The organism is Ferrimicrobium acidiphilum DSM 19497, from assembly GCF_000949255.1.
GTDB lineage: Bacteria > Actinomycetota > Acidimicrobiia > Acidimicrobiales > Acidimicrobiaceae > Ferrimicrobium > Ferrimicrobium acidiphilum.
The window spans coordinates 22,673-48,055 of the sequence record NZ_JXUW01000014.1 but is presented as its reverse complement, the minus strand read 5'-3'; the positions used below and the strand labels follow the sequence as shown (position 1 = coordinate 48,055).

The window sequence follows — 25,383 nt, the reverse complement described above, 5'->3', positions numbered from 1 at the left end:
CTTAGGCCGCCTTGCCCTTGCCTTGGGTTTTGGCTTGTTTCTGACTCTCGCCACTAGCCCGATCCGCCGGTGCAAGATAGGTCATCAACTGTTGTTCTAGCAGACGCGGCGAGGAGCCACTTTGGATCGCCAAGGCGCCATCGACGATGAGCAGCTTTGCCATATGCTCCTGTTCGGCAAGGTGAGCTAGTTTATTCGAGATCGGCAACCAGATCACGTTGGCGGTCATTACCCCCCAGAGTGTGGCGGTAAAGGCCGCCGAGATCGCAGGGCCGAGCGTATTCGGCGATGACAGGTTGGCAAGTACATGGATCAACCCCATCACTGTTCCGAGGATGCCAAGGGTTGGCGCATAGCCTGCCATATCTTTGAAAAACTTGGCACCAGCTTTGTGTCGAGATCGCATGGCATCGATATCAGCCTCGAGGATCTCTCTGATCTTCTCGCCGTCAACGCCATCGATTATGAGCTGAATCCCGCCCCTCAGGAACGGATCGGTCAGATCCTTTGCCGCAGTCTCCAGAGCCAGGACACCCTCCCTGCGTGCCATCTCTGCGAACTTGACGAGGGTCTCCACCGTCTCTTCAGCGGTCACCGACTTCGCCATGATTGCAGACTTTAAGGCACCGGTTATGCGTCCGATCTCCTTAAAACGAATGCCCGCGAGCGAGACGGCTACCGTCCCTCCGATGACCAGCAGTATCGCCGACGGCGCGATCAGCGCCGCCGGGTTGCCACCATCTAGAACCATCGCCACCATCACGGCGATAAGTGCGGCTACGATCCCTACCGGGGTTGCAACGTCCATGTTTTTTCCATCTCACTTCCCTGTAGCACCATCAACGATCGGTTATCCGAGCTTCCAAGCTTTGGATTGAAGATTCTCGCCTTGTAGTCGATCACGCTAGCGACGACCTCTGGCACCGACTCGGTTACGACAAAACACGCTCCTGTAGTGAGCGTGACCACCGTATCCGGGGTCGCTTCGACCTTCTCGATCAAATCTGCATTCAGAACAACTGTCGATCCTGACAGCCGAGTCACCTCGATCATCGTGCACCTCCCATGTGCTTTTGCTAGCATCGGCACAAACCGCGGCTAGCTCAAGAGCAAATGAGTGCTAATTCACTAAACGTTCTGTACCAACGCCTGCAACACCGAAGCCGTCGTCGAGACGACCTTGGTGTTGGCCTGATAGTCGGTCTGCGCGAGCACCAGGTTGGTCAACTCGTTGCCAAGATTGACGTTTGACCCCTCGACCGATCCACCAACAAATGTGCCACGACCGCCAGCGCCTGCCGCTCCCAGCTGGGCCGCGCCTGAGTTCAGTGTCGCCTGATAGAGGAGGTTCCCCTGCTTGGCGAGACCCTCGGGGTTGGTGAATAACGCACTTGCGATCTGACCCAACACCTGCTTGGTACCGTTGGCGTAGGTGCCCTGGACGGTCCCATTAGATCCGATGCTGAACCCAGTCAAGGCGCCCGAGGCGGCACCATCCTGGTTGGTGACCGCAAGCGATGATGAGCTCCCGGCAAACTGGGTGACGGCGTTAGTCGAGCCAACCGCTGGGAAGTCGAGGTTCATCGTTGGGGTATTGAGGTTTTTATACCCCGGATTCGCAAAGCCGCCAATAGACAAGTTGTTGGTTCCAGTTTCTGACCCACTAACAGCCTTGATCTGACCAGTCGTCGGGTCAAAGGTAACTGTCTGCGAATTGGCTCCACCTATAGTCAATGCCTGTGCCCCAGTCGCAGTAGACCCTGGTGCCGGTGGAACCGTGGCCGAGACAGTCCAGGTATTAGCAGTCGTCGAGGGAGTGAAGGTAAAGGTAATCGGGATTGGATCGCCAAGAGAATCATACGCTGTAGTCGTGACGGTAACCGGGTTGGTAGCACCGGCGGCTAGGTTTCCACCAAGGGTAATGTTCTGGGTCTCCTTTGGACTCGCCACCTGCCCCTGTGGAATCGTTATGCCTGTCAATGGGCTGTTCTGATTGATCTGTCCATTGGCCCCAGGCGCCCAGCCTTGTACGATCGCACCGGTCGAGGTCACGAGTTGGCCAGCGGCATCGAGTTGCAGTGCTCCGTCTCTGGTGTAGAAGTTTTGTCCGCCCTGCGAAACCACCAAGAAACCATTGCCTGAGATAGCTAGGTCGGTGGAGACGCCAGTCTGTTGCATCGTACCCTGACCGAAGTTGGTGTTATTGCTGGCGACTCTGACGCCAGATCCCATCACGACCGGATTGGTGCCACCCTGGTTGCCAACCACAGGAACTCCTGCACCTTGGGACTGCTGATATAGCAGGTCAGCAAATTGAATCGAGGTCGACTGGTAGCCGACGGTGTTCGAGTTGGCGATGTTGTTGGCGATGTTATCGAGCCACTGCTGATCGGCGTTGATGCCGGTAATGGCTGCGGATAGTGACTTGGTCATAGTTTCCTCCTTGGAGATCGATGGCTAACAATTGTTGTCTAGGTAAATACGGTTTCTGATCGATGACTGCTCTTGTTACCGATGTGCACGACGTAGCGGGGGTGGATACAGATCAGCTACCGGCTCCTCCGATCGTCTTGCCAACGGCAGTTACCTCTGAACTTGGTATCGCCGATCCGTTGATGTTGAGGTTGAGCGATCCATTCGCCATTGCGACTCCGGAGACCACTCCACTCCCCTGTTTACCACTCGCAGTGGTGTAGCTCACGGTCTGCCCTATCAGGTTGGCCGCATTGACGACACCCGCTTGAGAGCGAATCGATGAGAGTTCGTTGCTCACACTATCGAGGAGCTGTACCATAGACAGACTCGAGGTCTGTTGAACCATGGAACTTGGGTTCATCGGCGAGAGTGGATTCTGGTTCGTCAACTCCGTCACCAAAAGTTTAAGAAACTCGTTCGATGACAAGGAGGCGATCGAGTTGTTCTGCGCCGTAGACGAACTAGTTGATCCTGTGGAAGCTGCAGCCGCTCCCGCAGCTACAGAACTAATTGGCATGGTCATAAGATTTCCTTCCTTTTGTACTTAGAGACGAACATCAATGAGCGAATGAGCAACTGGTGTGGTGTGCGATCCAATTGGTGTGCCAATCGTCGCCACCGCACCAAGATCAATTACTCCCCCCGAGGGTTGTGGCGGTTCTTGCTGCGAACCTCCGTGCTGGCCGCCGAATCCGAGATCACGATGCAATGTACTGGTCAGATCCGCTAGCTGTTGGCTCACCATCCCCCGAGTGAGCGGATCAGCTACCTGAATGTGCACCTGGATCTCGCCTCCATTAGAGGTCACCTGTAGTTGCAGTTGACCAAGCTCTTTCGGCTCTAACGCGATCGTGATAGTCCTAGGAAGATTTCCTTCTCGTACAACCTGTGCCACGATAGGACCGAGTTGACCCAGTGGGGCTGAGGCAACTGTCTCACCTGCAGAAGCCGTCAGAGGCGCCGACACAGATGGCAAATTATCGAGATGTTGCAGAGAATTAGTCGCGTTTATCTGAGCAATGCTGCCGCCCGAAGGCGCTTCATGTGCTGTGCCACTGCGACTAACCACTGTCTCAAAGCTGGCATTTGGACTAGTCACCTTGGCTGGCACTGACCCGCGATGCGCCGACGCCACCTCGGCAGTGAGATTTGATCCCGGAGACGGTCTCCGGCCGGTAACCGACTGTTCGCCAACGCCAGCTTGGGCCGAGACAGATGCCCCGAGTTGCAACGCCTTAGACACGGATACCGAGCTCTTCGCAGCTGCAGCGTTCACACTGATAGCGTTCTCGGTTGCGCCGTTAGCCGTCGCCGTGCTACCCTTTCCATCTCCAGCTGGGGTCGCAACCACCGCCAGCCCAGCCTCGCTGCTAGCTGGTATAGGTGAAGGAATGGATCCATGGCTAACGATCGGAGACGAGGCGACAGCCCCCGAAGCGCTGACGGTATCGGATTGGTTCTGCGCGGCACTAGCGATGGATGCTCGACTCTTGTTAAAAGTGGTGTCTATCGGTATGTGGAGCTTGCCAGCTGCGGAAACACTCCCTCTCTCCCCGGCTGTATTTGACGACACCACGACAGGCAGGGTGGTATCTATCGGTATGTGGCGCTTGCCAGCTGCGGAAACACTCCCTCTCTCCCCGGCTGTATTTGACGACACCACGACAGGCAGGGTGGTATCTATCGGTCTATGACCTTTGCCGCCGTGCTGGTTGGCTGGATGGCGAGGAAGAGAGGCCTTCACCTCCTCGAAGCTAGGTTGAGCACTATTCTCGGCAGCACTGCTGTGAGTGCGATGTTTGCCTTTGACTTGAGTACCCTGTTGAGGCAGAGCCTCAATTAAGGGTGCAGCAGTGGAATTAGCTACCGGTGACACTATTGCCTCCCATCAGTCCCATGACCTCTGTTACATAATTTTGCGTCTGCGTGTAGGGGGGGATTCCTCCGTACTGCTCTACTGCACCATCGCCAGCGTTGTAGGCGGCAAGCGCGAGCGGCACTGATCCGAACTTCGTCAGTTTCTGTGAAAGAAGTTCAGCGGCTCCGTAGATCGCCTGCACAGGGTTCATCGGATTCACGCCAAGTGATGCGGCCGTCTGTGGCATGATCTGCATGATTCCCTCTGCCCCTGCCGACGAGACCGCCGACGGGTTCATGCCAGACTCAGCGGTCGCTACCGAAGTGAGCAGGTTAGCAGGCAGATTATAGGCCTGCGATGCCGCAGCAAAGACAGGAGCAAGGTTGGACGGGGAGCTTATCTGGGCGGTGCTTGTTGCCGGCGCGACACTCCGTATCTCCGTTGGATTACCTACAGGTTGAATCTGAACTGTCTGTCCGGTATTCGGCGCATCGACCATATATCCGTTGCCGAGATAGATGCCTACGTGATATGCAGGATTGCCATAGAAGACGAGATCACCAGGTTGTGCCTGTGCCAGCGAAGATACCTGGGTGCCGATCTGCTCCTGCTGGTCGGCCACCCGCGGAAGTTGAATGCCTGCCTGGCCATAGGCCCACTGCACCAAGCCCGAACAGTCAAATCCAGTTGACGGTGACGATCCACCCCATACGTAGGGCACCCCAACCTCGTTAAGGGCGTTTGCGACAGCCTGGGTCACCGGCGATGCAGCAGAACTCGATGAAGGAGTGGGTGTAAGCGCCGCCGAAGCAGTCAGTGCTGGCGTGCTCGCCAATGCACCGCCAAGCGATCCCGTAGTTGATAGACCAGTATTGGAGAGCAGACTGCCACTGGCGAGTCCAGCAGCTGACGAACTGCCTTGGCCCGAGCCCGAGCTGGAGGCGCTCGTCGCCGTTGGATCAAGTATCGAACCGATAGTCGACTGCACTTGGTTGAGGGTCTGCAGAAACTCGCCCGGTCCACTCTGTATGGTCGTCTGGTTAGCCAGCTGGCCAAATGCGTTCGATAGATCAGTGAGTACTGGAAGAGTCGCGGGAATGCTATTCATCGTTCACCCCTCTCCTGGCGGTCGAATATCTGTCGGGCCACGAAGAAGTCGAGTACCTCAACAAGCTCACGACGGTCCTTCATGCGGGCGAGCTCGGCGTTCGTGATCGCACGAAGGTCTTCGAGTGTCCTTCGTTTGGCATCGATCCCAAGCAATACACGCTCCTGCACAGCAACGGTCTGAGCCGCTGCGAGCGCGCGCTCGCCATGCTGATGAGCTATAGAGAGATGTTCAGGGCCAAGTGCACCAAGAAGCTCGCGATCCTCGACTACCGCCAGATGGCTGTCGACCTCATGAAGTTCGTTGGTTCGCAGTTGAGCCGCCTCTTGCAGCTCACGAAGATGGCCCCAACGCTCAATCTCCTGCATTCGCAGAAGTAAGCTCAGAGCTCGGCGTCGACCAGTGAGATTCATCGCGCCATCCCAAGCGAATGCGCCAACCGTGTCCAAGTCGTCTCAGCCGGAGTCAGGTCCATCATATCTTGGGCAAAGAGCTGCGTTAGTTGAGGCACCACCTCCAAAGCCCGATCGACGTTTGGGTTCGAACCCACCACATAAGCTCCGAGATCGATCAGATCGCGAACCTGATCCAACTCGGCATAGAGACGCCTCGCCTCATGGGCCAAGGCTCGCTTCGACTCGTCGAGGATAGCAGTTTCCAGACGTGAAATCGACTCTAGTACCGATACTGCTGGATAGAGCCCCCGCTGTGCTTGCGAACGACTAAGGACGATATGGCCATCAAGCACCGAGCGGGCAGAGTCAGCGATAGGGTCGTTAAGGTCGTCCCCGTCAACTAACACCGAGTAGATTCCGGTGATGCTGCCAAGGCTGGATGTGCCGGCACGCTCCAGGAGCCGTGCCATCAGCGCGAAGACCGATGGTGGATAGCCGCGTACACTCGGCGGTTCGCCGGCTGAAAGTCCGATCTCGCGCTGTGCCAATCCAAGACGGGTTAGCGAGTCCATCACCAACAGGACCTTCTTTCCTTGGTCACGGAACCACTCCGCCACCCTCGTAGCCGCTAGAGCAGCACGGACACGCAACAGCGGCGGTGCATCCGAGGTTGCCACGACGATAGCGGCCTTCGCCAGTCCTTCGGGACCAAGATCGTGTTCGAGGAACTCCTTCACCTCTCGCCCACGCTCTCCTACCAGTGCTAGAACGATAACGTCGACATCGGCACCCCGGATCATCATCGAGAGCAGCGAGGACTTGCCTACTCCAGCACCGGCAAAGACGCCGAGTCGTTGCCCTATTCCGCAAGGTACTAGGGTATCGATAACCCTGATTCCGAGCGACAGCTGCTCCTCGATCAAGCGACGATCCATAGGCGAAGGAGCACGGCCGTCTATAACCACAAGATCTTCGGGGGAGAGTGGTCCAAGCTGGTCGATCGGCCGCCCCTCGGAGTCCAACACCCTGCCGAGTAGGGATGGCCCAACCGGGAAGAGCGGTGGTCGCTTCAACGACCAGGCGGGATTTCCGTAGCGTACTCCGGTCATCTCCTTGAACGGCATACAGATCAGCCGCTGATTGTCGAGTCCAACGACCTCAGCGATGAGCGTTCTAGAGCCGCCAAGATCCACAACGACGGCATCTCCGATCCCTGCCTCGACTCCTTCGACCTCTAGGTGCATACCTACCAGTCGACAGACTCTTCCGCGTGGCGTCGGCTCTACCACCGATAGCAACCGTTCTCGCATCAGGTCAGGAATCATGATGCCAACTACCTAGCTCATTTACGACACGCTCAAAGGCAGTGGCGATACGCGCATCAAAGACTCGGGCGCCCGACTCCACGACAAGATCGTGAGAGTCAAACCCGTCGCCAACTATAGCTACAGCCTCTAGACCCTGCTCAAGCAGTCTGGGGATCAGTACCGCGTTCACTTCATCAAGGTTTTCAGCAGCCACCCTGACCAGGAAGGTCTCCTGTGTCGCCGCCGACTCCGCCGTCTCTTCGACGATTTGACGAATACGATCGAGTGGCTGGGCGACCTCGGTACGAAGAATTCGCTGCGTCAGTTCGATAGAGAAGCGAATGATGTCAGCTAGCTCCAGCGACAACTGTTGCGCCCGCGCCTGGTGGAGTCCACGAATCGCGGCGTCGAGTAGTGCATTGTTCTGGCGAGAACGCTCGAGTTCCTCTTTAACCTCTCGATCAAGAATCGCTCTAGCATGCTCTATCCCGGCCGCAAAGCCTTCGCTGTGAGCCGCTTCAAGCTCCTCACGCCACTCCGCCATAGACCTAGAGGCGGTCGCACCGCCAAGACCGATATCCTCCAAGACGGTCTCCACCGAGGGTAGATCGAGTCGGATCACGTCACTTGGATTGAAACGCGAGTCCATCAGTCGACCAACTCCTCGTCAGAACGGATGAGCATAATCTCGCCCGAAGCTTCAAGTTCGCGTACAGAACGTACGATTGTCGCCTGCGCAGCCTCAACAGTTGAGAGCCGAACCGGGCCAAGGATCTCGATCTCCTCCTCGAGGTCGAGTGCGGCTCGCTCTGAGATATTGCGCATCACCTTCGCCACCGAGGATGGGGGTACGCCCTTTAGCGCTACCGCCAGATCCTTTGGACTTACTTGGCGCAATACGCGCTGCAAGGTACGATCGTCCAACGCCAACACATCTTCAAAGACAAACATTTGTTCACGGATACGATCGGCCAACTCTGGATCAACCGCATCGAGGTCAGACAAGATACGCCGTTCTGTCGTCTGATCTATGTTGTTAAGAATCTCGACGACAGAGTTAAGACCGCTATGCATCGCCACTGGTCCTGTCTTGGTGAGGCCAGCGAGCTTGCGCTGCAAGATTACAGCCGTCTGTTCGACAATAGAAGGGTCAACCCGATTGAGCAGAGCGATGCGACGGGTGACATCGGCCCTCATCTCATCGGGCATCGCTCCCATAACCTCAGCGGCCATGGTGGAGCTGACGTGAGAGAGGATGAGCGCGACCGCCTGCGGGTGTTCGCCCTGCAAGAATGAGGCGAGCTGGAAAGACTCGACGTGAGACAGAAAGGATAGTGGATTCTCGATCGATCGGCCAGAGAACTGTGCCAACACCTCGTCGGCCTCGTTCTTTCCCAACCGGGCCGAAAGGATACTGCGTGCGGCATCCATTCCACCCTGGCCAACGGTCTTGACGGCGATGACGGACTCGACAAACTCCTCCATCAACTCCGCAATGGTCTCCTTCTCAAGACTAGGCAGTTTGGCGATCTCAAGAGTGAGCGCCACCGCCTCTGTCTCGCTCATTGATCGCAACACGCGAGCCGCCAACTCGGTACCGAGTTGCACCAAGACAGCTGCCGACTTCTGGATCCCTGTGAGATCTTTGACTTGGGTCATCTAGTGCCTCGGGACCCCATCCAGATGCGCAGCAGTTTTGCGACATCATCTGGTTGCTTGTCGATATAGTCAAGCACATCATCAGCTACAATTGGCTGCGCTGTCGGCATCGAAAGCGCCGGCATCAATTGCGTCTCGTCACCAGGCCCAAGTGCCATAGTCGGAGCGCCCGCATCGAGGAAGAGTGGTTCAATCTCTGTACGCGCCGATGATCGTGCCATAAGCAGTATCGCTCCAACCACGCCAAGCACCAGCAACAGGATCTTGCCGATTGAGAAGATTGAACTGAACGGACTTGTAGCGGCTGCGGGTGCCGCCGTTTGCGTAGCGAACGGTAAGGCCACAACGCTAAGGGTATCGCCACGCTTGGCGACAATCCCAGCGGCGGCGGCCACCATATTCTTAATCTTGGCTAGCGAGTAGCCACCCTTGAGCTTCGAGTTCACTGCTACCGCCACCGAGAGACGCTGCACCTGTCCCGGTGCCTGCACTGTCGTTTGGTCGACTTGACCTACTGCGTAGCTGTTATTCGCCGAACTCTGCTTGTAGTTACTCTTGGTTCCATTCCCGGCGACTGGCGTCACTGCACCAAGAGTCCCTCCTGCAACCGTGCCATTACCGGTGAAGGTCTGAGTCTGGGTGTTGGACTGAGTGAGCGCTGACTGCGGCTTACCCTTGATCGTCGGAATCTGTTGTGACTTCGTCGTCACCTGGTTGTAGTTAAGGGTAGCAGACACTCGAACGTTGGCCTGATTGGGACCGAGAACCGAGTCAAGCATCGACTGCAATGATGCCTCCATCGTGTTGTCGTAGGCCTGTGTGGCTGAGCTGCTTCCTGTACCCGTGATCCCCTGTCCCGGTGCCGCCAACACGTCGCCGTTTTGATCAACTACAGTCACCCCTTTGGCGTTCATATTCGGGATTGCGGAGGCTACCAGATGCACGATCGCCTGAACCTGAGTCGACGACAGCGTCACTCCATTATTCAAAGTCACGATTACCGAGGCCGTCGGTGTCTGATTCCCACCGACCGCGAAGACATCGGTTGGTGGCAACGCTAGATTCACTTGCGCCGTCTGAACCCCGTTGATAGCCTCGATCGTCTGCTCAAGCTGGCCCTGAAGTGCTGCCTGATAGTCTGCCTGCTGGGTGATCTGTGAAGTGGTGATGCCGACGCTAGATAACAAGGAGAGGCCGACTGTTGAGTTGGCCGGCAGACCTGCCTGCGCCATCGCAATACGCTCCTGGTCGACCATGTTCTGCGGCACCTCAATCACCGAACCTGAATCTGCGAGCTGATAAGGCACCCCCGCACTGGCCAGCTTTGTGGTTATCGAACCCGCATCGGATGCCGACAGATTCGTAAACAAGACGCCGTAGGTCGGCTTAGAGGTCATCGACGATACCACAAAGACAATCGCTACCACAATCGCGATACCAACCAAGACGACAGCCTTCTGCCCGGTGGTAAACCCATCTGCAAACTTCTTCAAACTCTTGGTGACGTTTGACAACGCATCCGTAGACGCCATTCTTACTCCCTACCCAAACTCGGCTAACAGAATGAAACTCGTAACCTACGCCGGCTTAGAACTGCGTTGACATGATTTGGCCAAGCGAACTCACCGCTCCGTTGCGCAGAGCGACCACCAGTTGTGTTGCGAGCAACGACTCGTTAGAGGCGACCATCGCATTGCTTAAGTTCGCCTGTCCAGCGGCTACTTGTTGCGCCTGAGTCGCAGCAGTCGCCTGGGTTCCCTGCAATGAATCGATCGCATGTCCGAGAATGTTGCCAAAGGAACTCGACCCTGACGCACTGCTCGGGGCGGTAGAACCGATTGGAGGAAAATTCGCCCCAAGGCTCGAACTAATGGCACCAATTGCGGGGATCATCAGCTCACGATCCCTAGAATGGAGAGATAGGCCGCCTTCGCCTGACTGATGACCGAGGCGTTCGCCTCATATCCGTACTGTGCAGTCACCAGATTGCCTAGCTGCGTGCCCATGCTGATACCAGGCTCCTTCACAAGTCCCTGCTTGTTCGCCAACGTAGAGCTAGGATCATAGGCGAGCACGCCATTTGGTTTAGGGGTAACAATCGAGCTCACCTGCACTCCATCACCAAGTGCATAGTTGGTGAAATTAGGTATACCCGATGAATTGACCGACGGCTTTGGAGCCACAAGAACCTCTTGTTCTTGATATTGAGGTTGATTAACACCAGCAACATCGTTGGCATTTGCGACGTTTGAGCTGATCGTGTTGAGCCAAGCCTGTTCGACATTGACACCGCTACCAGCAATATTGATAGCACCGAAGAGAGACATCAGAACTGGCCTCCCATCGAGCCCGAAAGAATCTTGAACTGAGTTGTCAGCTGATCAGAAACTGCCTGGTATGCGAGCGCATTATTTTGCAATCTTACCAACTGATTTCCAGTTGAAACATTGTTACCGTCCAATGACTCCGGATTGGTCGATGGACTCAGTGTTGCTGACGCCGTCCCCCCATTTGCAAGCGCATTAGAAAGCGATGATTGGAAGGAGACGTTGGTGGCCTGAAAACCAGGAGTGTTCACATTAGCCAGGTTGTTGGCGATGGCATGCTGTTGAGCCGTTAGTCCATCGAGAGCAAACTGGAGAGCCTGAATCGAGGTAGAACCCACGGTACCGCCCTTTCAAAGTAAGGCTATCCATAGCCTACTTCCGAGCGATCCCTGCTCGCAGGAGTAGCTTCGGTCCGCCAGCGCAGCCACTTAAATAACTTTTGCACAACGCCACTGTATTCTCTTGGCTGTCGTCCAGTGAACGTCGATCCGCACCTACGATACATGAAGTTAATACATCGTCGATTACGCGAGGCAGGTGATCGGTTACCACCCTTATAAGTGATGGTCTTGTGGGTCACTCCGACAGTAACAAGCGTGCAATTAGCTAACTTATGCCAATATTCATACTGTCGACTTCGGTTGCGTATGGATCCTCGGACACGACAATAGCGAAGGAGCTATACGTACCGAGTGTTTTGTGTACTGCAAATTTCATGCCAGTACATCGATCAACACTATGCGATCCGGATCCTTCATTCGCGAGTAGCGTAACACTGTAGAAAACGCATCCATTCGGGTTCGGAGCTCCTCACTTAACTCCTGAGTTCGTGCCACGAGCGCCTCGGAACGTCCTCGTAACAACCCAGGGAGACGAACATTCGGCTGTTTCTCGCTGAAGCTCTCAGTCGCCACTTTGCCGCTGGCAAGAGACTCGGCGACGACGTTGAGATGTCGCTCATAGGCATCGAGATAGGCTATCCACTCCTCCATCTCAACTCACCAACGCCATTGCTTGATCCAACGTCTCAATCTGGGTGCCAACAATGGCCGTCGCTAGGCACTCACTCACCTCGCTAAAGAGCGAGGGCTCAAGTCGATATGGAACTCGCCAATAGACTTCGCATTCATCCTGAACGACATCGAGATTGGGCTTATGCCGATGCAGCGATGCGAGAGTCACGATGTCGGATGGAGTTGCGGCTCGGAGAACATGAGTAATGCGCTCCCACGAGATAGGCAACACCAACTGCTGCGCAGCTACAGCCAGGGGCACGCTGATCTCATCGCTGTGCTTACCCGCATAGGTCACGACGAATCCTTTCTACAGAGGTTGGTAAACCTCGCCGCTCAGACAACTCACTTGCTGCCTCAATGATCCCAACCGAATCTCAATCAATGTCGAACTTCTGCTCAAGCATCCAGTGCTCTGAGCTAATCATCGGCAAATAGTACGGATACTGTTACTGTTCGATCGAAATTTACCGATGTTATTCGCTGTAGCCATGGTGATCTACAGAGGTACCCTAATCACGGTCTAGTCAATCGAGACCGAGCGACTAGGGGCCATAATCAGAGAACATCCAACCACTCCCAACCTCGCGCAAGGCTGAGCATGTGATGATGATTGTGTGTTATTGTCATGTCGAGCACTCGCTACCACCGACACCAACCCGAACGTCGAAGAATCCTTCGGTTCCAGCTGCAACTAGAGCGAGGATCCACATCCCGACCACACAGGCGGAAAGCACCGACCGAACCAAAGCCAGCTTCTTTAGGCAATTATGATATTAAGACGAACACTCCCGAAACGGGATACAACCGTATTCAACGTTGGCAGCAAGCTTGCCAGCTGTAATTGAAGCGTCCCGTCTATTGTAGCAACATCTCTAGGATCTGGATTGCATTCAACGCGGCTCCCTTGCGCAAGTTATCGCCTGAGACGAAGAAAGCGACTCCGTTGGTCGATGACCTATCAAGGCGAATCCGCCCAACAAGGACCGGGTCGATTCCTGTCGAAGCCATCGGTGTAGGTAGGTCAACCACCTGACAACCCTTATGCCGATCGAGTTCTGCGACCAGACGACCTACCTCTGGGGGTGTTTGGCACTCAGCCACGATTGCAATACTATGTCCAGTAAATACCGGCACCCTCACACAGGTTGCATGAACGCGCAGATCTGGCAGTCCTAGAATCTTTCTCGACTCATTAACAAACTTCTCCTCTTCTGAGGTATCGCCATCGTGGAGCTCTCCAGCGAGAGGGATTACGTTCCCGGCGAGCACGGCAGGGAACTTCACTGGCGGCGCAAAATCAACAGCGCCGCCATCGAAGGTGAGTGCGCCCAAATTCGGGCGCTCGAGTTGGGCGCTCAATTCAGCTACCCCAGCTCTTCCAGCCCCTGATGCAGCTTGGTAGGTAGCGGCGACAACTCGATTCAACCCGAAGAGGCGATCTATGATGGCCAAAGGAGACATCGCAATCATAGTGGTGCAGTTTGGATTAGCAATAATTCCGAGTGCTCGATGGGCGGCATCGCCAGGGTTGACTTCAGGTACCACAAGAGGAACGTCGGGATGCATGCGATATGCCGATGAATTATCGATTACAATGGCTCCTGCCTCAGCAAAACGAGGAGCGTAGATCTTCGAGGCGGTAGCACCAATCGAGAACAACGCGTAGTCGATGCCAGCAAGATCAGCCGTCTCGACGTCCTCGACCTCAAGCTGGTGTCCGTCAAACTCTAGAAAGGTGCCTGCCGATCGCGGTGACGCGAAAAACCGGAGCCGATCGAATGCCAGCTGGCGCTCCAGCAGGATATGGCGCATCACAGCGCCAACTTGACCGGTTGCCCCAACTACCGCTAGCGTTCCAACACTCTTCATAGCGAGAATGCCTCGTGCAACGCCTGCACCGCGGTCTCAAGCTGCTCCACTCTTATAACGCAGGAGATCCGAATCGCCGATGTTGAGATCATCTCGATATTGATGTTGTGGTTTGCGAGGGTCTCGAACATAGTTGCGGTTACTCCGGGGTGTGACCTCATGCCTGCTCCAATGAGCGATACTCGGCCAATTGTCGTATCGCTTATCACCTCGCTCGCGCCAACTTGCCTAGCCACATCCTCGGTGACCCTGCGAGCTAGTTCCAAGTCCAGTTTTGGGGCGGTAAAAGAGATGTCCGTGTGGCCCTCGATCGAGGTGTTCTGGACAATCATATCAATATTCACGCCGGCGTCAGCGATCACACGAAAGATGTGTGCCGCCACTCCGGGGCGATCAGGCACCTTCAAAAGGGTGAGCTTTACCTCGGAGGCATCATGAGAAATCGCACTTACTACTGCCTGTTCCATCGTCTCTTCCTCCTCAACTACCCAAGTTCCTGGCTCCCAGGTAAAGCTGGAACGTACGTGGAGTGTCACTCCATAATTCCTGGCAAACTCGACCGAGCGCAGCGCAAGCACACGTCCGCCGGAGGCGGAGAGTTCGAGCATCTCATCAAAAGAGATTCGCGGAATCTTTCGTGCGCTAGGAACCACACGTGGATCGGCAGTAAACACGCCGGAGACATCAGTATATATCTCACAAACGGTAGCACCAAGGCTGGCGGCGATCGCTACCGCTGTGGTGTCGGATCCTCCTCGCCCGAGGGTGGTGACGTTGCGTTCAGTCGACACTCCTTGAAAGCCTGCAATCACTGGTACGACCCCGGCAGCAAGGCAACTCTTGATACGATCGGGCTTGATCTCAACAATTTTGGCCTTGGTATGGTCGGTGTCTGTGATGATACCTGCCTGCGAACCAGTGAACGATTCCGCGGCGACGCCAAGATCAGCCAACGCCATGCAGAGGAGAGAGACTGAGATCCGCTCACCAGCAGTGAGTAACATATCCATCTCACGTGGAGGAATCGTCGCACTCACATCTCCAGCGAGTCGAACCAGATCGTCAGTGGTCTTTCCCATCGCCGAGACCACGACAACAACATCGTCGCCCCTTCGCTTGGAGCGGGCAACGTAATCGGCGACCGTCCGAATACGGTCGGCATCGGCCACTGAAGTTCCACCATACTTCTGAATTATGAGAGCCACGCGACCAATCTACCAGTTTGAATGCGCTCATCCAAGAGGATGAAGGGCACTCATGCTATTAAAGTGTTCACGTGCCAAGCGAAAAGCGGGCTCGAATTAGAGCGAATCAACTGAAATTGAAGGAAGCGGAACTCGCACGTGCGAAGCGACGGCGATTTATCCGCAACGGAGTGATTGTGGTGGTCGCTGCCGTCGTGGTCTTCGTAGGGATCTACCTACTCACGAAACCGCAGACAAAGAAGTCGGCTGCGGCGACCAAGACGACCTCCACGGCCGCCAAGACCGCTAGTTATCTGTTGCCAGACGGATGTCCCAACCCAAACAAGGTCATACCACGCAAAACTCACTTCAAGAAGTATCCACCCGAGTGTCTCAACCCCAGTTATCACTACCTTGCTGTCGTCAAGACGACTGCCGGAACCTTTGACGTGAAACTTGAACCCAAATTGGGTCCTAAGTCCGCAAACAACTTCTACGTCCTCTCGCTCTATCATTTCTTTAACGGCACGACGTTCTTCAGAGTCATTCCAGGCTTTGTCATTCAAGGTGGCAGTCCTACCAACAATGACTTTGGCACCCCTGGATATAGCTTTGCCGATAAGAACCCTCCCGCGGGTTCATACCATCTCGGCACCATCGCTATGGCGAATACCGGCAAACCGCATAGCAATGGGAGCCAGTTCTTTATCGTCTCCGGCACCTCCGGGGAGAAGGGACTGACCAACACCTACAGTGTTTTCGGCCAGGTGACCAAGGGGCTCTCGGTAATCGCAAAGATTAACGCAGGAGGGAGCACCGCCAACAACGGTATCCCACCGAAGACCACCTACAAGATCAACACCGTCACTATCCAGGTCACTAAGTAAAGACAGACCGGAAGATAAGTAGAAGGAGGCTCATACGATGGTTGGCAAGAAAAAGGATAACTATCCATGCCCGGAGGCCGATGGTTCGAGTCCGCAGGTTCGGCACTTCGACGCCAGCCCTTCGTATTGTCTCGAAGACGGGGCCAACTACGAAGCGATCATGGAGACTAACCATGGAACTATGCGCTTTGAGCTGTTCGCCAATCGAGCTCCGATCACGGTTAACAGCTTCGTCTTTCTGGCCCGTTATCACTACTTCGACGGCATCAACTTCCATAGGATAATTCCAGGCTTCGTCGTTCAAGGCGGCGATCCCACCGGCTCAGGAGCCGGTGGCCCAGGATATCAGTTCCGTGATGAACTTCCGAACCCAGGGGAGTACCAGCGAGGCAGCCTCGCGATGGCAAATGCCGGACCTAACACCAATGGAAGTCAGTTCTTCATCATCTCCGGCGCAAGTGGGGTCTCATTACCTCCACTGTACAGCCTCTTCGGTCAGCTAACTGAAGGCGACGAAGTCATAACTGCACTCGACCTAAACGGCTCACCAGGTGGGAGGCCGAAGGCGACTTGCACGATTACCTCGGTCAAGATAAGTCAGCAGTCCTAGCGCTAAAATGGCCAGCTCGACCGCCGAGCAATCTATAGCGTAATTCTCATCCCTCTACATGCTAGCCTCGGCCCTAGAAGGGTTGCAGAGTTGTCGTACACCTACTTCCACTACTCGCATGGGCTGGTGCCTCAGATGGCGCTGTAGCCTGAGCAATGCATGATCTCAGACCCCAACAGATCTTAGGGGCTAAGCGCCGACCCTGTGTGAATCCCTCGGCGCTCTAACGGAGCGAGTCTCTTGACTAAGAGATGACACGGTCGCCACTCGCCAGCAGCCTGACCGGCCCAGCCTTACAGCCTGCGACCGAATCTGTCATCCAACAGCAAACTCTCGACCGCTCCCAGTCGCCGCGGCCTCGCCCGGAGGACATCTCGATCGCTACGGCACCCTGACGAGCAAAGCATCTCCCTGGCCCCCACCGCCACACAAGGCAGCAGCACCCACGCCACCGCCTCGCTCGTTCAACTCGGTGATCAGTGTCAAGGCAAGTCGAGCACCTGAAGCCCCAATCGGATGGCCCAATGCTATCGCACCACCATTGACGTTCACTACGTCTTCGTCGATTCCGAGATGATCCATGGATGCAACTGCAACCGCGGCAAAGGCCTCGTTGATCTCAAAGAGGTCTATGTCACCGACAGTCATTCCGACGCGCCGCAGCGCATCGTTGATGGCATTCGATGGCTGGTGTAACAGCGAGGTATCAGGACCAGCAACCTGACCATAGCCGATGATCTCAGCGAGCGGGGCAAGGCCCAACTCAGCGGCTTTTGCTGCGGACATAACAACAAGCGCTGCAGCACCATCGCTGATCTGTGATGCATTGCCGGCGGTAATAGCACCATTTTTATCGAAGGCTGGACGCAGCTTAGCCAGCGACTCCATCGTCGTCTCTGGTCGGACACCCTCGTCAACATCAACAATCACATCATCGCCTCTACGCTGGGGTACCGGCACCGGAACGATCTCCTTGGCCATCCGCCCGTTCTTCATCGCCCTAGCGGCGCGCTCGTGCGAAAGCATCGAGAGGTGGTCTTGGCGCTCTCTAGATATCGGTGCTAGCTGGAGATAACGCTCGGTAGCAAGACCCATCGCCATCTTGTCAAAGGCACAGAACAGACCGTCATAGAGCATCGAGTCAATCAACTGCACGTCACCCATGCGGAATCCGTTGCGTGCTCCAGGCAAGAAGTATGGGGCTTGGGTCATCGACTCCATACCGCCAGCGACGACGATGTCCGCCTCTCCTGCCCTAATCATGAGATCTGCCAAGTGCAGACTATTGAGACCTGAAAGACACACCTTATTGACGGTCGTGGCAGGGATAGTCATTGGAATACCAGCCCCTGCCGCAGCCTGACGTGCGGTGATCTGGCCCTGACCAGCCTGGAGCACATGCCCCATGAACACATACTCGACCGCCTCAGGTGAGAGTCCAGCACGCGCAAGCGCTCCCTTTATAGCGACCGCTCCAAGGTCCATCGCAGTCAACGATCCAACCGCCCCTGAGAGCTTTCCAATAGGCGTACGTGCGCCCGATACGATCACAGAATTTGCCATCGTGCATCCTTTCTTCGTAGTCCCAGTATACGAGAGGAGCGCGATCGATCAAGAATCGTTTGCTTTTCTGGTAGCATACGACCATGACAACCGAGCTCATCGATGCCATTAATGCCGACGCGACCGGAGAGGAGTTGGCTAAACTGCCGCTCCCCGACCGATATCGGGCCGCCTTTCTACGGAAGGACGAGATCGCGATGTTCGACGGCATCCCGTCAGCCGAAAAGGATCCATCGCGCTCACTGCACGTTGACGAGGTCCCAATGCCTGAGCTAGCTCCGGATGAGGCGGTCATCGCGGTGATGGCGTCATCGATCAACTACAACACCGTCTGGTCATCGCTCTTTGAACCGGTACCTACTTTTGATTTCCTTAAGCGGATGGGACGATCCCACAACCTGTGGAATCGTCGCCACGATCTCGACTACCATGTCCTCGGCTCCGACGCCTCCGGTATCGTCGTTCGTGTTGGCTCAGCAGTGCGCAACTGGAGCATCGGTGATCGTGTGACGATTCACTGCAACTACGTCGACGATCAGGATCCGTCGTCCCACGACGACTCGATGATGGCCGCAGAGCAGCGTATATGGGGGTTCGAGACGAACTTCGGTGGTCTCGCAGACTTTGCGATCGTGAAGGCGAATCAGATCATGCCAAAGCCAGCTCACCTGAGTTGGGAAGAGGCTGCGATCAATCCACTGTGTAACTCGACTTCATATCGTATGATCGTCTCCAAGAATGGCGCCGGCATGACACAAGGACAGGTCGTACTCATCTGGGGAGCTACTGGTGGTATAGGCAGTTATGCCGTTCAGTACGTACTAAACGGCGGAGGTATTCCCGTAGGTGTTGTATCGTCACCGAAAAAGGCGGCGCTGCTGCGTGAGATGGGCTGTGAGTTCATCATCGATCGATCGGCCAACGGTTACCGGTTCTGGAAGGACGAGAATACGCAGGACGAGAGCGAGTGGCGGCGTTTTGGCGGTGACATTCGTGCACTCGTGGGGGAGGATCCAGACATCGTCTTTGAGCATCCAGGACGTGAGACTATGGGAGCCTCGGTATACGTCGCCAAACGTGGCGGGCTGATCATGACCTGTGCCGCAACCTCTGGCTATCGAATCGAGTATGACAACCGCCACCTATGGATGAAGCTCAAATCGATCAAGGCAAGTCACTTTGCCAACTACCGCGAGGCCTTTGAAGCTAACAGACTCATCGCCAAGGGGATGGTGCAGCCGGTTCTTTCAGCCACCTTTGACCTCACTCGCGTCGGCGAGGCGGTTAATGTGGTGCGGGCCAACCTCCATGAAGGGAAGGTCGGCATCCGTTGCCTCAGCCCTGCTGATGGTCTTGGCATCACCGATCAGTCGATGAGAGAGCGTGTTGGCGAGGACAAAATCACCCTTTTTGAACGATTCGCCAAAGACAAGACGATGGAGAGGTGATGGAGATCACCGAGATCGATCACGTAGCGATCGCAGTAATCGACCTTGAGGGAGCCATTAAACGATATGAGATCCTCGGTGGCCTCGTCGTTCACCGAGAACGCGTCGCATCCGACGGTATCGACGAGGTGCTGCTCCGGGTGGCTGAATCCTATATCCAGCTGCTCTCGCCCTTCGACGAGTCCTCGACGGTAGCCAGGTTCCTAGACAGACACGGCGAGGGGCTCCACCACATCGCCTTACGCGTTCCAGACTGCGCCGAGGCGCTCAAAGAGCTCGTGGCTGAGGGTTTTACACTGATAGACGACAAACCTCGCCCAGGATCCAGAGGCACTCTGGTTGCCTTCGTCCATCCCCAAAGTGCGAACGGTACACTTATCGAACTCGTTGAAGAGCGTGATAACTAGCTCTACAGCCGGTAGCGGCCATCGAGAGCCCGCGAGAGCGTGACCTCGTCCACGTAGTCGAGATCGCCTCCAACTGGAACACCCGTGGCCAGTCTTGAGACTCCTACACCAGCTGGCGCCACGAGTTTGGCGATATATGTAGCCGTCGCCTCCCCTTCGATCGTCGAGGAGGTGGCGAGAATAACCTCGTTTACCGAACTGTCACGCAGGCGGTTGAGGAGTTCCGTGAGATGCAGCTGCTCTGGACCAACCCCATCCATAGGGCTGATCGCTCCGCCGAGAACATGATAGAGACCACGAAACGACAATCCCCGTTCAAAGGCCAGCACATCTCTCGGCTCCTCGACTACGCAGATGACCGTGCGATCTCGGCTCGGGTTCGCACAAACACTACAGAGTTCGTCTTCACTCAATGAGAAGCACTCTCTGCAACGCTTGGTGTTAGTCGCCGCAGCCAATAGCGCCTCTGCCAACCGCTGAGCATCTCCAGGACCACGCTTGACCATGAAGAGCGCGATTCGCTGCGCTGACTTTGGACCAATACCTGGGAGTCGAGAAAGCTCGTCCATCAACTTGGCCAACGAGGCAGGATACATGGCTTAGAGCTCTCCTTGGATCAGTCGGGCGCCCGGAAAGACTTCGGTTACGTTGGCGATAATGGCATCGTCGCTGAAACGCTGCGTCGACACAGAGGTCGTGGATACCTCCTCCTCAGGGTCGAGGACTGACTCCTGGTGGGGATCCATCTCCTCAACTGAGGCAGGAGCGGCGTCATGAGCTTCGCTCTCCAACAGAAGTCGGATACGAAGGCTCGATCCATAGAGTTGACGGAGTGTTGCCACAATCTCATCTAGATAGGGCTCAAGCTTCTTTCGGCGTGTCTCGTGATCGAGTACGATGCCGATCTCACCAGCCCCCAAAACCGTGAGTCGAGTATCACGGATCCAGGTTCGGATGTTACGTTGATTGAGCGTAGGCAGATAACGCTCGAGCCACTCTGCCTGTATAACTGAGCGTAGCCGATCGGTAGATGCTAGGTCGAGGTCTCCGTCAACAGGCTCTGCAAACCGTGGCGACGGCGGTAAAGGTTCTCCAGTCGCCTCCTCCTTGGATTCATGATCGCTTGTATCCTCGGAGTTGGCATCGCGCGTCGACACAGCATCAACCTGGTTCGCGACGATCTCAGGATCTGTGCCAATAACACCGTCGGCGGCGTCTTGTTTCCCACTTGCGTTACTGGCATTTCCCACACGAGCTAACCCCAGGTCTTGTTCAGTCTCAGTCGTTAACACAGTCAGAGCATCAACTGTGCTGGGTCGCTTCGGAGGCTGCGCTGGCCTAGAGGCAAGCGTCTGTGGGGCCGACGAGCTCTGGTCCACAGTGGACGGGGTCTCAGCAGGATTCCCCGCTGCCGGACGTCCTGACGGCCGACCTATCACCCCACGAAGTCGCGCCAAGTCGTTACCCGAGGATCTGGCTACATCCTCGCGAGCTGGCCTTGTCTCGGTGGTCGCCGGCGCTCTCGTGGGTTCTGAACGTGGGCTCGGTGAGCTAGCGCCTTGGCGCAGCGCCTCCTCAAGTCGTTGTACACGCTGTTCAAGATCAGCCCCTCCGCTCGAGTCCGATATCAGCTGGACCAGGACCGCCTCCAAAACCACACCCGGATCTAGTGCATCACGAACACCGACGCTCAAACGACCCAACGTCTCCATCGCTCGGGTAATTCGAGCAAGTGGATAGTCGCCGCCTTGACCACTGAGATTGCCAAGAAACTGATCCTTAAGGCGTAGTAACATCTCAGAAACAACCCAAAGCGGATCATTGCCTGTCTGCAGCAGATCTTCAACTGCCACAACCGTGGCACTGGCATCGAGTTCGAGAAGACTGGTTACCGCGAGTTCGATCGACGTATCAACCTCTGGGATCACCTGTCCAGAGGCCAGTACTTGTTCTAGCACCGAAAGGGTATCCCTGGCTGATCCTCTCCCTCGCCGGAGCACCCATTGGCGTGTCGCAGCATTGAGTTCTACACCTGTCCTGTTGGCGATGTCGTCGACGACCTCGCCCACCGCCACCATATCCAACAGGTGAAACTCGAAGTGCTGTGTTCTTGAGACGACGGTCTGAAGCACCTTCTGCGGGTTAGTGGTCGCCAATATAAAGATCACGTGCGGAGGAGGCTCTTCAAGCGTCTTCAAGAGGGCGTTCGACGCCGCCGTCGAGAGCATATGAACCTCGTCGATGATGTATACCTTCCACCGGCCCGTCCCTGCTGTGGCAACGGTTTGAATCAGCCAACGCATCGCATCAACCCCAGAGTTTGAGGCTGCATCGAGCTCCTCTACCTCACCCGAACCACCCGATGCGATCGAGACACATGACGAGCACGTGAGGCAGGGCTCGCCATCCTGCAGATTTTCGCAGTTCAGCGCCTTGGCAAGGATCCGTGCTGTAGAGGTCTTGCCGGTCCCGCGCGGCCCTGAAAACAGATAGGCATGGCCGACCGAATCAGACGCGACCGCCGCCCGCAGCGCCCTGGTCACATGGTCTTGACCAAGCACCTCCGAGAATCGCTGGGGTCTAAACCTCCGATAAAGGGACTGGTAGTTCGCGGACACGACGCCATCCTAATGTCGAGGCGTCACTCGAAGTGCCCGATGGTATCGAGTGGCTGCTGATTCAGAGTGGCTGCAAGCACGCGACCGTGTCCATCACGGAAGTCAGGCGACCCACGGTACCCGAGATACCTTGCTGAGGGCTGCTGCCTTCCGGCCCTGACCCGGTTCACGAGGTCCCGCCACGTGGGGCCCGACCTCCGTGATGGACACGGTCCAAAGAAACTATAAGCTAGTGTAGCACGCTTGGAGCCTGACGGCTCTGAGACCCGGAGGGGTGCGAGAGCGGCCGAATCGGCGCGATTGGAAGTCGCGTGTGGGGCAACTCACCGTGGGTTCGAATCCCACCTCCTCCGCGCCTGAGCCAAGGGGCCACCAACGGTCCCTTGGCTCGAGCACCAGGCAATACCGATCCCGGCTAGAAAGCGATCTTGGTTCAATACCGATTTCGGCCTCGGTGGCCACTGTCACCAACAGCTCAACCATCCGGAAGACAAGTTACCGTGTGGCTACTTCGCGCTCTGAGTATCGCCAATACAGGCGCGAACCTCATCGCGCTCCGCCACAGTAAGCACGTGTGCCTGCGTAGCGACGTTCCGCTGCACCTGTGCTCGCGAAGTAGCTCCAGCGATTACCGATCCAACCTGGGGTTCACCCAGGAGGTAGGCGAAGGCAAGATCCAAAAGCTCCATGTCATGCTCCTTAGCCCAGACCTCGAGTCTCCCGATTAGATCCCACTCGGCGCTACCGAGCTGCTCTGGTCGAGAGGCGAGCCTAGTGCCCGCCGCGGGCGCCTCTCCACGTCGAAACTTGCCGGTGAGCAGTCCAGAAGCTAAGGGGTAGAACGGTAGTATCCCTACTCCGTAATTGCTGGCCGCCGGAATCAGCTCGGCCTCAACCGAACGCTCAAGTATTGAATAGTGATTTTGCGCTGAGATGAGTCGCTCTGCGCCCAATGATCGCGCCAACAGCTCCGCCTCCACCAACTGCCATCCAGCGAAGTTCGAGGAACCGATGTATCGTATCTTCCCCTGATGGACGGCGTCGGTGAGCGCAGCCAATGTCTCCTCGATAGGCGTCAGTGGGTCAGGCTGATGCAGCTGATAGAGGTCGATATGATCGGTCTGCAGCCGTCGCAATGATCCCTCGAGCGCCTTCATCATATATTTACGAGATCCGCGGGCAATATCGCGATCACCCATATCCATGCCAAACTTGGTAGCGAGGACGACCTCATGTCGGAACGGTTTGATTACCTCACCCATGATCTCCTCTGAAGCTCCGTTGCCTCCGTAGATATCAGCGGTATCAAAGAGGTTGATGCCGGACTCAAAGGCGGCGAGAATCACCTCCTTGGAGGGTTCAAACTCAAGTCTCCCACCAAAGTTATTACATCCAAGTCCAACCTCCGACACCCGAAGGCCAGACCTACCCAATTGACGAAATCTCATCACCACTCCTCGCTCTAGTTTCGACTCAATGTTCGACCTCGCCACCGTGAGCAACACCAGCGAGGTAGACCGCCATCACGCGATCGCGCAACTCTCCAAGCGGGATACTGAGTTCGCGGCCTACTCGTTGCAGATCCTCAAACTCCGGCTTAGCGCCAACAGACGTAACCTTGACCATCAAGGTATGTCCCTCGAACTTGACCTCTACAAATTTTGGATGAAGACGACTGCGTTGTTGCAGACGGAAGCGAACCCCTGGCACACCCAAGGACCGCTGGACCCGTGTGACCATCGTAGCAAGATCGGACGGGTCTACGAGCACGGTAAGCACCCCACCTGGCCTCGACTTCTTGCCTGTGGCTGGCGTTACGTAAGCATCGAGTGCGCCGACCCCCAAGCTCTCCTGGACAAAGGCTCCAAGCAACTCGGCACTCACATCATCAAGGTAGGTCTCTATAACCCCTATCGATTCGAACCAAGGAGCGGAAGCGACAGTTGCGAGATCGTCCACGATTACCACCTGGCAGACGTTCGCCAGCGACGGAGTATCACGTATGCCCGCTCCGTAGCCAACTCCCACGATCGTGCCTGTGCCAGTCCCAGCGGGAAACACACCGGCAAGAGAGGATAGAAGAGCAGCTCCAGTGGGAGTTACGCTCTCATGCCCGGGTCCTGCGACAACCTGGAGTCCAGCCTTGGCAAGGAGCGAAAGCACTGCTGGACCCGGCAATGGAAGCTGACCGTGAGCCATCTCCATCGAGCCGAAGTTAATCCCTACGGGCATGATAGAAATGGCGTCAATCCGCGCAATGGCACAGAGATAAGCAGTTCCCACAAGATCGACCAGGGTATCGACCGAAGCCAGTTCATGGAGATGAACACCACCACCGTGGACCTCCACCTCTGCGGCGGCGATCAGGTCGAGCGCCGTCATGGCGATCTCGACACCATTTGAGGCATCTAGTAGCTCACCAATCCGTGATCTGAGCTCCTCAAGCGACAGGCTGGGCGCATCCGGTGTCAGCTTCACCTGGCAATGGATCGCACGGAGTGAGGAGCGATCGACCTCTTCAAACTCAAGCGAGCACCAGCGCGACAACGGCGCAAAGAGTGTCTCTAGCTCGTTGAACGAGTGTGTCGCCTCGGCTAACGCAGCCATCAACATGTCCCCTGCTACCCCGTGCGCTGGGTTGATCACCAAGGT

At 56.1% G+C, this 25,383-nt stretch carries 28 protein-coding genes, 1 tRNA gene and 1 other RNA gene; 6 read left to right on the top strand and 24 right to left on the bottom strand.

Annotated features, from left to right (window positions below; all coding sequences use genetic code 11):
- Position 1: 1 nt before the first annotated feature.
- The 5 genes from FEAC_RS07950 to FEAC_RS15545 all read right to left on the bottom strand — a co-directional run bounded on the left by FEAC_RS07950 (position 2) and on the right by FEAC_RS15545 (position 3,826).
- Positions 2-808, bottom strand: a complete 807-nt coding sequence (locus tag FEAC_RS07950) for a motility protein A (protein WP_035389284.1) — start codon at positions 806-808, stop codon at positions 2-4.
- Positions 787-1,053 carry a flagellar FlbD family protein gene (locus FEAC_RS07945; RefSeq protein WP_035389282.1) on the bottom strand — a complete coding sequence of 89 codons (267 nt, stop codon included), beginning with the start codon at positions 1,051-1,053 and terminating at the stop codon, positions 787-789. The genes FEAC_RS07950 and FEAC_RS07945 overlap by 22 nt, the downstream gene beginning before the upstream one ends.
- A 75-nt stretch (positions 1,054-1,128) precedes the next feature.
- Complete coding sequence (locus tag FEAC_RS07940) at positions 1,129-2,433, bottom strand: flagellar hook protein FlgE (RefSeq protein WP_035389281.1); 1,305 nt, start codon at positions 2,431-2,433, stop codon at positions 1,129-1,131.
- Positions 2,434-2,545: 112 nt separating this feature from the next.
- On the bottom strand, positions 2,546-2,998 hold the full coding sequence (locus FEAC_RS07935) for a flagellar hook capping FlgD N-terminal domain-containing protein (RefSeq protein WP_052566057.1): 453 nt from the start codon (positions 2,996-2,998) through the stop codon (positions 2,546-2,548).
- Positions 2,999-3,019: 21 nt separating this feature from the next.
- Entirely contained in the window at positions 3,020-3,826 is an 807-nt protein-coding gene (locus FEAC_RS15545) for a flagellar hook-length control protein FliK (protein WP_160290362.1), read from the bottom strand.
- 40 nt (positions 3,827-3,866) lie between these two features.
- Between FEAC_RS15545 and FEAC_RS15540 the strand changes: the two genes are divergently transcribed.
- Complete coding sequence (locus tag FEAC_RS15540) at positions 3,867-4,169, top strand: hypothetical protein (RefSeq protein WP_160290361.1); 303 nt, start codon at positions 3,867-3,869, stop codon at positions 4,167-4,169.
- A 165-nt stretch (positions 4,170-4,334) separates the two neighbouring features.
- Here the strand turns inward: FEAC_RS15540 and FEAC_RS16370 are convergent, their stop codons facing one another.
- The 13 genes from FEAC_RS16370 to FEAC_RS07860 all read right to left on the bottom strand — a co-directional run bounded on the left by FEAC_RS16370 (position 4,335) and on the right by FEAC_RS07860 (position 15,219).
- Positions 4,335-5,441: an NlpC/P60 family protein gene (locus tag FEAC_RS16370; protein WP_052566056.1), complete on the bottom strand. Its 1,107-nt coding sequence runs from the start codon at positions 5,439-5,441 to the stop codon at positions 4,335-4,337.
- Positions 5,438-5,854, bottom strand: coding sequence for a hypothetical protein (locus FEAC_RS07915; protein ID WP_035389275.1), 417 nt, complete (start codon positions 5,852-5,854; stop codon positions 5,438-5,440). The genes FEAC_RS16370 and FEAC_RS07915 overlap by 4 nt, the downstream gene beginning before the upstream one ends.
- Positions 5,851-7,161, bottom strand: coding sequence for a FliI/YscN family ATPase (locus FEAC_RS07910; RefSeq protein ID WP_035389273.1), 1,311 nt, complete (start codon positions 7,159-7,161; stop codon positions 5,851-5,853). The genes FEAC_RS07915 and FEAC_RS07910 overlap by 4 nt, the downstream gene beginning before the upstream one ends.
- Positions 7,151-7,792: a FliH/SctL family protein gene (locus FEAC_RS07905; RefSeq protein ID WP_035389271.1), complete on the bottom strand. Its 642-nt coding sequence runs from the start codon at positions 7,790-7,792 to the stop codon at positions 7,151-7,153. Before FEAC_RS07905 ends, FEAC_RS07910 begins: the two co-directional genes overlap by 11 nt.
- Entirely contained in the window at positions 7,792-8,802 is a 1,011-nt protein-coding gene (gene fliG / locus FEAC_RS07900) for a flagellar motor switch protein FliG (protein ID WP_035389269.1), read from the bottom strand. Before fliG ends, FEAC_RS07905 begins: the two co-directional genes overlap by 1 nt.
- On the bottom strand, positions 8,799-10,334 hold the full coding sequence (gene fliF / locus FEAC_RS07895) for a flagellar basal-body MS-ring/collar protein FliF (protein WP_052566055.1): 1,536 nt from the start codon (positions 10,332-10,334) through the stop codon (positions 8,799-8,801). Before fliF ends, fliG begins: the two co-directional genes overlap by 4 nt.
- A 55-nt stretch (positions 10,335-10,389) precedes the next feature.
- Positions 10,390-10,695 (bottom strand): flagellar hook-basal body complex protein FliE, encoded by a 306-nt coding sequence (gene fliE / locus FEAC_RS07890; protein WP_035389267.1) that lies wholly within the window; start codon positions 10,693-10,695, stop codon positions 10,390-10,392.
- On the bottom strand, positions 10,695-11,129 hold the full coding sequence (locus FEAC_RS07885; protein WP_035389265.1) for a flagellar basal body rod protein FlgC: 435 nt from the start codon (positions 11,127-11,129) through the stop codon (positions 10,695-10,697). Before FEAC_RS07885 ends, fliE begins: the two co-directional genes overlap by 1 nt.
- On the bottom strand, positions 11,129-11,467 hold the full coding sequence (locus FEAC_RS07880; protein WP_052566054.1) for a flagellar basal body rod protein FlgB: 339 nt from the start codon (positions 11,465-11,467) through the stop codon (positions 11,129-11,131). The genes FEAC_RS07885 and FEAC_RS07880 overlap by 1 nt, the downstream gene beginning before the upstream one ends.
- Before the next feature lie 375 nt (positions 11,468-11,842).
- Positions 11,843-12,121, bottom strand: coding sequence for a hypothetical protein (locus tag FEAC_RS07875; protein ID WP_035389263.1), 279 nt, complete (start codon positions 12,119-12,121; stop codon positions 11,843-11,845).
- Between the two features lies 1 nt (position 12,122).
- Positions 12,123-12,440, bottom strand: a complete 318-nt coding sequence (locus tag FEAC_RS07870) for a hypothetical protein (protein ID WP_035389262.1) — start codon at positions 12,438-12,440, stop codon at positions 12,123-12,125.
- A gap of 560 nt (positions 12,441-13,000) precedes the next feature.
- Positions 13,001-14,014: an aspartate-semialdehyde dehydrogenase gene (locus FEAC_RS07865; RefSeq protein ID WP_035389260.1), complete on the bottom strand. Its 1,014-nt coding sequence runs from the start codon at positions 14,012-14,014 to the stop codon at positions 13,001-13,003.
- Positions 14,011-15,219, bottom strand: a complete 1,209-nt coding sequence (locus FEAC_RS07860; protein WP_035389258.1) for an aspartate kinase — start codon at positions 15,217-15,219, stop codon at positions 14,011-14,013. Before FEAC_RS07860 ends, FEAC_RS07865 begins: the two co-directional genes overlap by 4 nt.
- A 116-nt stretch (positions 15,220-15,335) precedes the next feature.
- Here FEAC_RS07860 and FEAC_RS07855 point away from each other — a divergent pair, with 116 nt between their 5' ends.
- Complete coding sequence (locus FEAC_RS07855) at positions 15,336-16,085, top strand: peptidylprolyl isomerase (RefSeq protein ID WP_160290360.1); 750 nt, start codon at positions 15,336-15,338, stop codon at positions 16,083-16,085.
- A 37-nt stretch (positions 16,086-16,122) separates the two neighbouring features.
- On the top strand, positions 16,123-16,695 hold the full coding sequence (locus FEAC_RS07850) for a peptidylprolyl isomerase (RefSeq protein WP_035389257.1): 573 nt from the start codon (positions 16,123-16,125) through the stop codon (positions 16,693-16,695).
- Positions 16,696-17,076: 381 nt separating this feature from the next.
- Here the strand turns inward: FEAC_RS07850 and FEAC_RS07845 are convergent, their stop codons facing one another.
- Positions 17,077-18,258 carry an acetyl-CoA C-acetyltransferase gene (locus tag FEAC_RS07845; protein WP_035389256.1) on the bottom strand — a complete coding sequence of 394 codons (1,182 nt, stop codon included), beginning with the start codon at positions 18,256-18,258 and terminating at the stop codon, positions 17,077-17,079.
- Between the two features lie 83 nt (positions 18,259-18,341).
- Here FEAC_RS07845 and ccrA point away from each other — a divergent pair, with 83 nt between their 5' ends.
- Together ccrA and mce are read left to right on the top strand one after the other, a co-directional pair.
- Positions 18,342-19,706: a crotonyl-CoA carboxylase/reductase gene (gene ccrA / locus FEAC_RS07840; RefSeq protein WP_035389254.1), complete on the top strand. Its 1,365-nt coding sequence runs from the start codon at positions 18,342-18,344 to the stop codon at positions 19,704-19,706.
- Positions 19,706-20,113 (top strand): methylmalonyl-CoA epimerase, encoded by a 408-nt coding sequence (gene mce, locus FEAC_RS07835; protein WP_035389252.1) that lies wholly within the window; start codon positions 19,706-19,708, stop codon positions 20,111-20,113. Before ccrA ends, mce begins: the two co-directional genes overlap by 1 nt.
- Before the next feature lie 2 nt (positions 20,114-20,115).
- Here the strand turns inward: mce and recR are convergent, their stop codons facing one another.
- The 3 genes from recR to ffs form a co-directional block, all read right to left on the bottom strand.
- Positions 20,116-20,709 carry a recombination mediator RecR gene (recR, locus tag FEAC_RS07830; protein ID WP_035389250.1) on the bottom strand — a complete coding sequence of 198 codons (594 nt, stop codon included), beginning with the start codon at positions 20,707-20,709 and terminating at the stop codon, positions 20,116-20,118.
- 3 nt (positions 20,710-20,712) lie between these two features.
- Positions 20,713-22,731, bottom strand: coding sequence for a DNA polymerase III subunit gamma/tau (gene dnaX / locus FEAC_RS07825; RefSeq protein ID WP_052566052.1), 2,019 nt, complete (start codon positions 22,729-22,731; stop codon positions 20,713-20,715).
- 97 nt (positions 22,732-22,828) lie between these two features.
- An RNA gene (ffs, locus tag FEAC_RS14675) (signal recognition particle sRNA small type) lies at positions 22,829-22,927 on the bottom strand.
- Positions 22,928-22,999: 72 nt separating this feature from the next.
- Here ffs and FEAC_RS07820 point away from each other — a divergent pair.
- Positions 23,000-23,084: transfer RNA gene (locus FEAC_RS07820), tRNA-Ser, on the top strand.
- Between the two features lie 153 nt (positions 23,085-23,237).
- On the opposite strand, the gene FEAC_RS07815 is transcribed toward FEAC_RS07820, so the two are convergent.
- Together FEAC_RS07815 and larC are read right to left on the bottom strand one after the other, a co-directional pair.
- Positions 23,238-24,179, bottom strand: a complete 942-nt coding sequence (locus tag FEAC_RS07815; protein WP_052566051.1) for an aldo/keto reductase — start codon at positions 24,177-24,179, stop codon at positions 23,238-23,240.
- Between the two features lie 25 nt (positions 24,180-24,204).
- On the bottom strand, positions 24,205-25,377 hold the full coding sequence (gene larC / locus FEAC_RS07810) for a nickel pincer cofactor biosynthesis protein LarC (RefSeq protein ID WP_152623143.1): 1,173 nt from the start codon (positions 25,375-25,377) through the stop codon (positions 24,205-24,207).
- Between the last annotated feature and the right edge of the window lie 6 nt (positions 25,378-25,383).

Bases quoted from the DNA above. Each gene is read 5' to 3' on its own strand.
- FEAC_RS07845 (WP_035389256.1), bottom strand. From the start codon at position 18,258: ATGGCAAATTCTGTGATCGTATCGGGCGCACGTACGCCTATTGGAAAG.
- FEAC_RS07940 (WP_035389281.1), bottom strand. From the start codon at position 2,433: ATGACCAAGTCACTATCCGCAGCCATTACCGGCATCAACGCCGATCAG.
- FEAC_RS16370 (WP_052566056.1), bottom strand. From the start codon at position 5,441: ATGAATAGCATTCCCGCGACTCTTCCAGTACTCACTGATCTATCGAAC.
- FEAC_RS07935 (WP_052566057.1), bottom strand. From the start codon at position 2,998: ATGACCATGCCAATTAGTTCTGTAGCTGCGGGAGCGGCTGCAGCTTCC.
- fliG (WP_035389269.1), bottom strand. From the start codon at position 8,802: ATGACCCAAGTCAAAGATCTCACAGGGATCCAGAAGTCGGCAGCTGTC.
- fliE (WP_035389267.1), bottom strand. From the start codon at position 10,695: ATGATCCCCGCAATTGGTGCCATTAGTTCGAGCCTTGGGGCGAATTTT.
- FEAC_RS07850 (WP_035389257.1), top strand. From the start codon at position 16,123: ATGGTTGGCAAGAAAAAGGATAACTATCCATGCCCGGAGGCCGATGGT.
- fliF (WP_052566055.1), bottom strand. From the start codon at position 10,334: ATGGCGTCTACGGATGCGTTGTCAAACGTCACCAAGAGTTTGAAGAAG.
- recR (WP_035389250.1), bottom strand. From the start codon at position 20,709: ATGTATCCTGCCTCGTTGGCCAAGTTGATGGACGAGCTTTCTCGACTC.
- FEAC_RS07945 (WP_035389282.1), bottom strand. From the start codon at position 1,053: ATGATCGAGGTGACTCGGCTGTCAGGATCGACAGTTGTTCTGAATGCA.
- ccrA (WP_035389254.1), top strand. From the start codon at position 18,342: ATGACAACCGAGCTCATCGATGCCATTAATGCCGACGCGACCGGAGAG.
- FEAC_RS07905 (WP_035389271.1), bottom strand. From the start codon at position 7,792: ATGGACTCGCGTTTCAATCCAAGTGACGTGATCCGACTCGATCTACCC.
- FEAC_RS07915 (WP_035389275.1), bottom strand. From the start codon at position 5,854: ATGAATCTCACTGGTCGACGCCGAGCTCTGAGCTTACTTCTGCGAATG.
- FEAC_RS07910 (WP_035389273.1), bottom strand. From the start codon at position 7,161: ATGATTCCTGACCTGATGCGAGAACGGTTGCTATCGGTGGTAGAGCCG.
- mce (WP_035389252.1), top strand. From the start codon at position 19,706: ATGGAGATCACCGAGATCGATCACGTAGCGATCGCAGTAATCGACCTT.
- FEAC_RS07815 (WP_052566051.1), bottom strand. From the start codon at position 24,179: ATGAGATTTCGTCAATTGGGTAGGTCTGGCCTTCGGGTGTCGGAGGTT.
- FEAC_RS07950 (WP_035389284.1), bottom strand. From the start codon at position 808: ATGGACGTTGCAACCCCGGTAGGGATCGTAGCCGCACTTATCGCCGTG.
- FEAC_RS15540 (WP_160290361.1), top strand. From the start codon at position 3,867: ATGGATCCATGGCTAACGATCGGAGACGAGGCGACAGCCCCCGAAGCG.
- FEAC_RS07885 (WP_035389265.1), bottom strand. From the start codon at position 11,129: ATGTCTCTCTTCGGTGCTATCAATATTGCTGGTAGCGGTGTCAATGTC.
- FEAC_RS07865 (WP_035389260.1), bottom strand. From the start codon at position 14,014: ATGAAGAGTGTTGGAACGCTAGCGGTAGTTGGGGCAACCGGTCAAGTT.
- FEAC_RS07875 (WP_035389263.1), bottom strand. From the start codon at position 12,121: ATGGAGGAGTGGATAGCCTATCTCGATGCCTATGAGCGACATCTCAAC.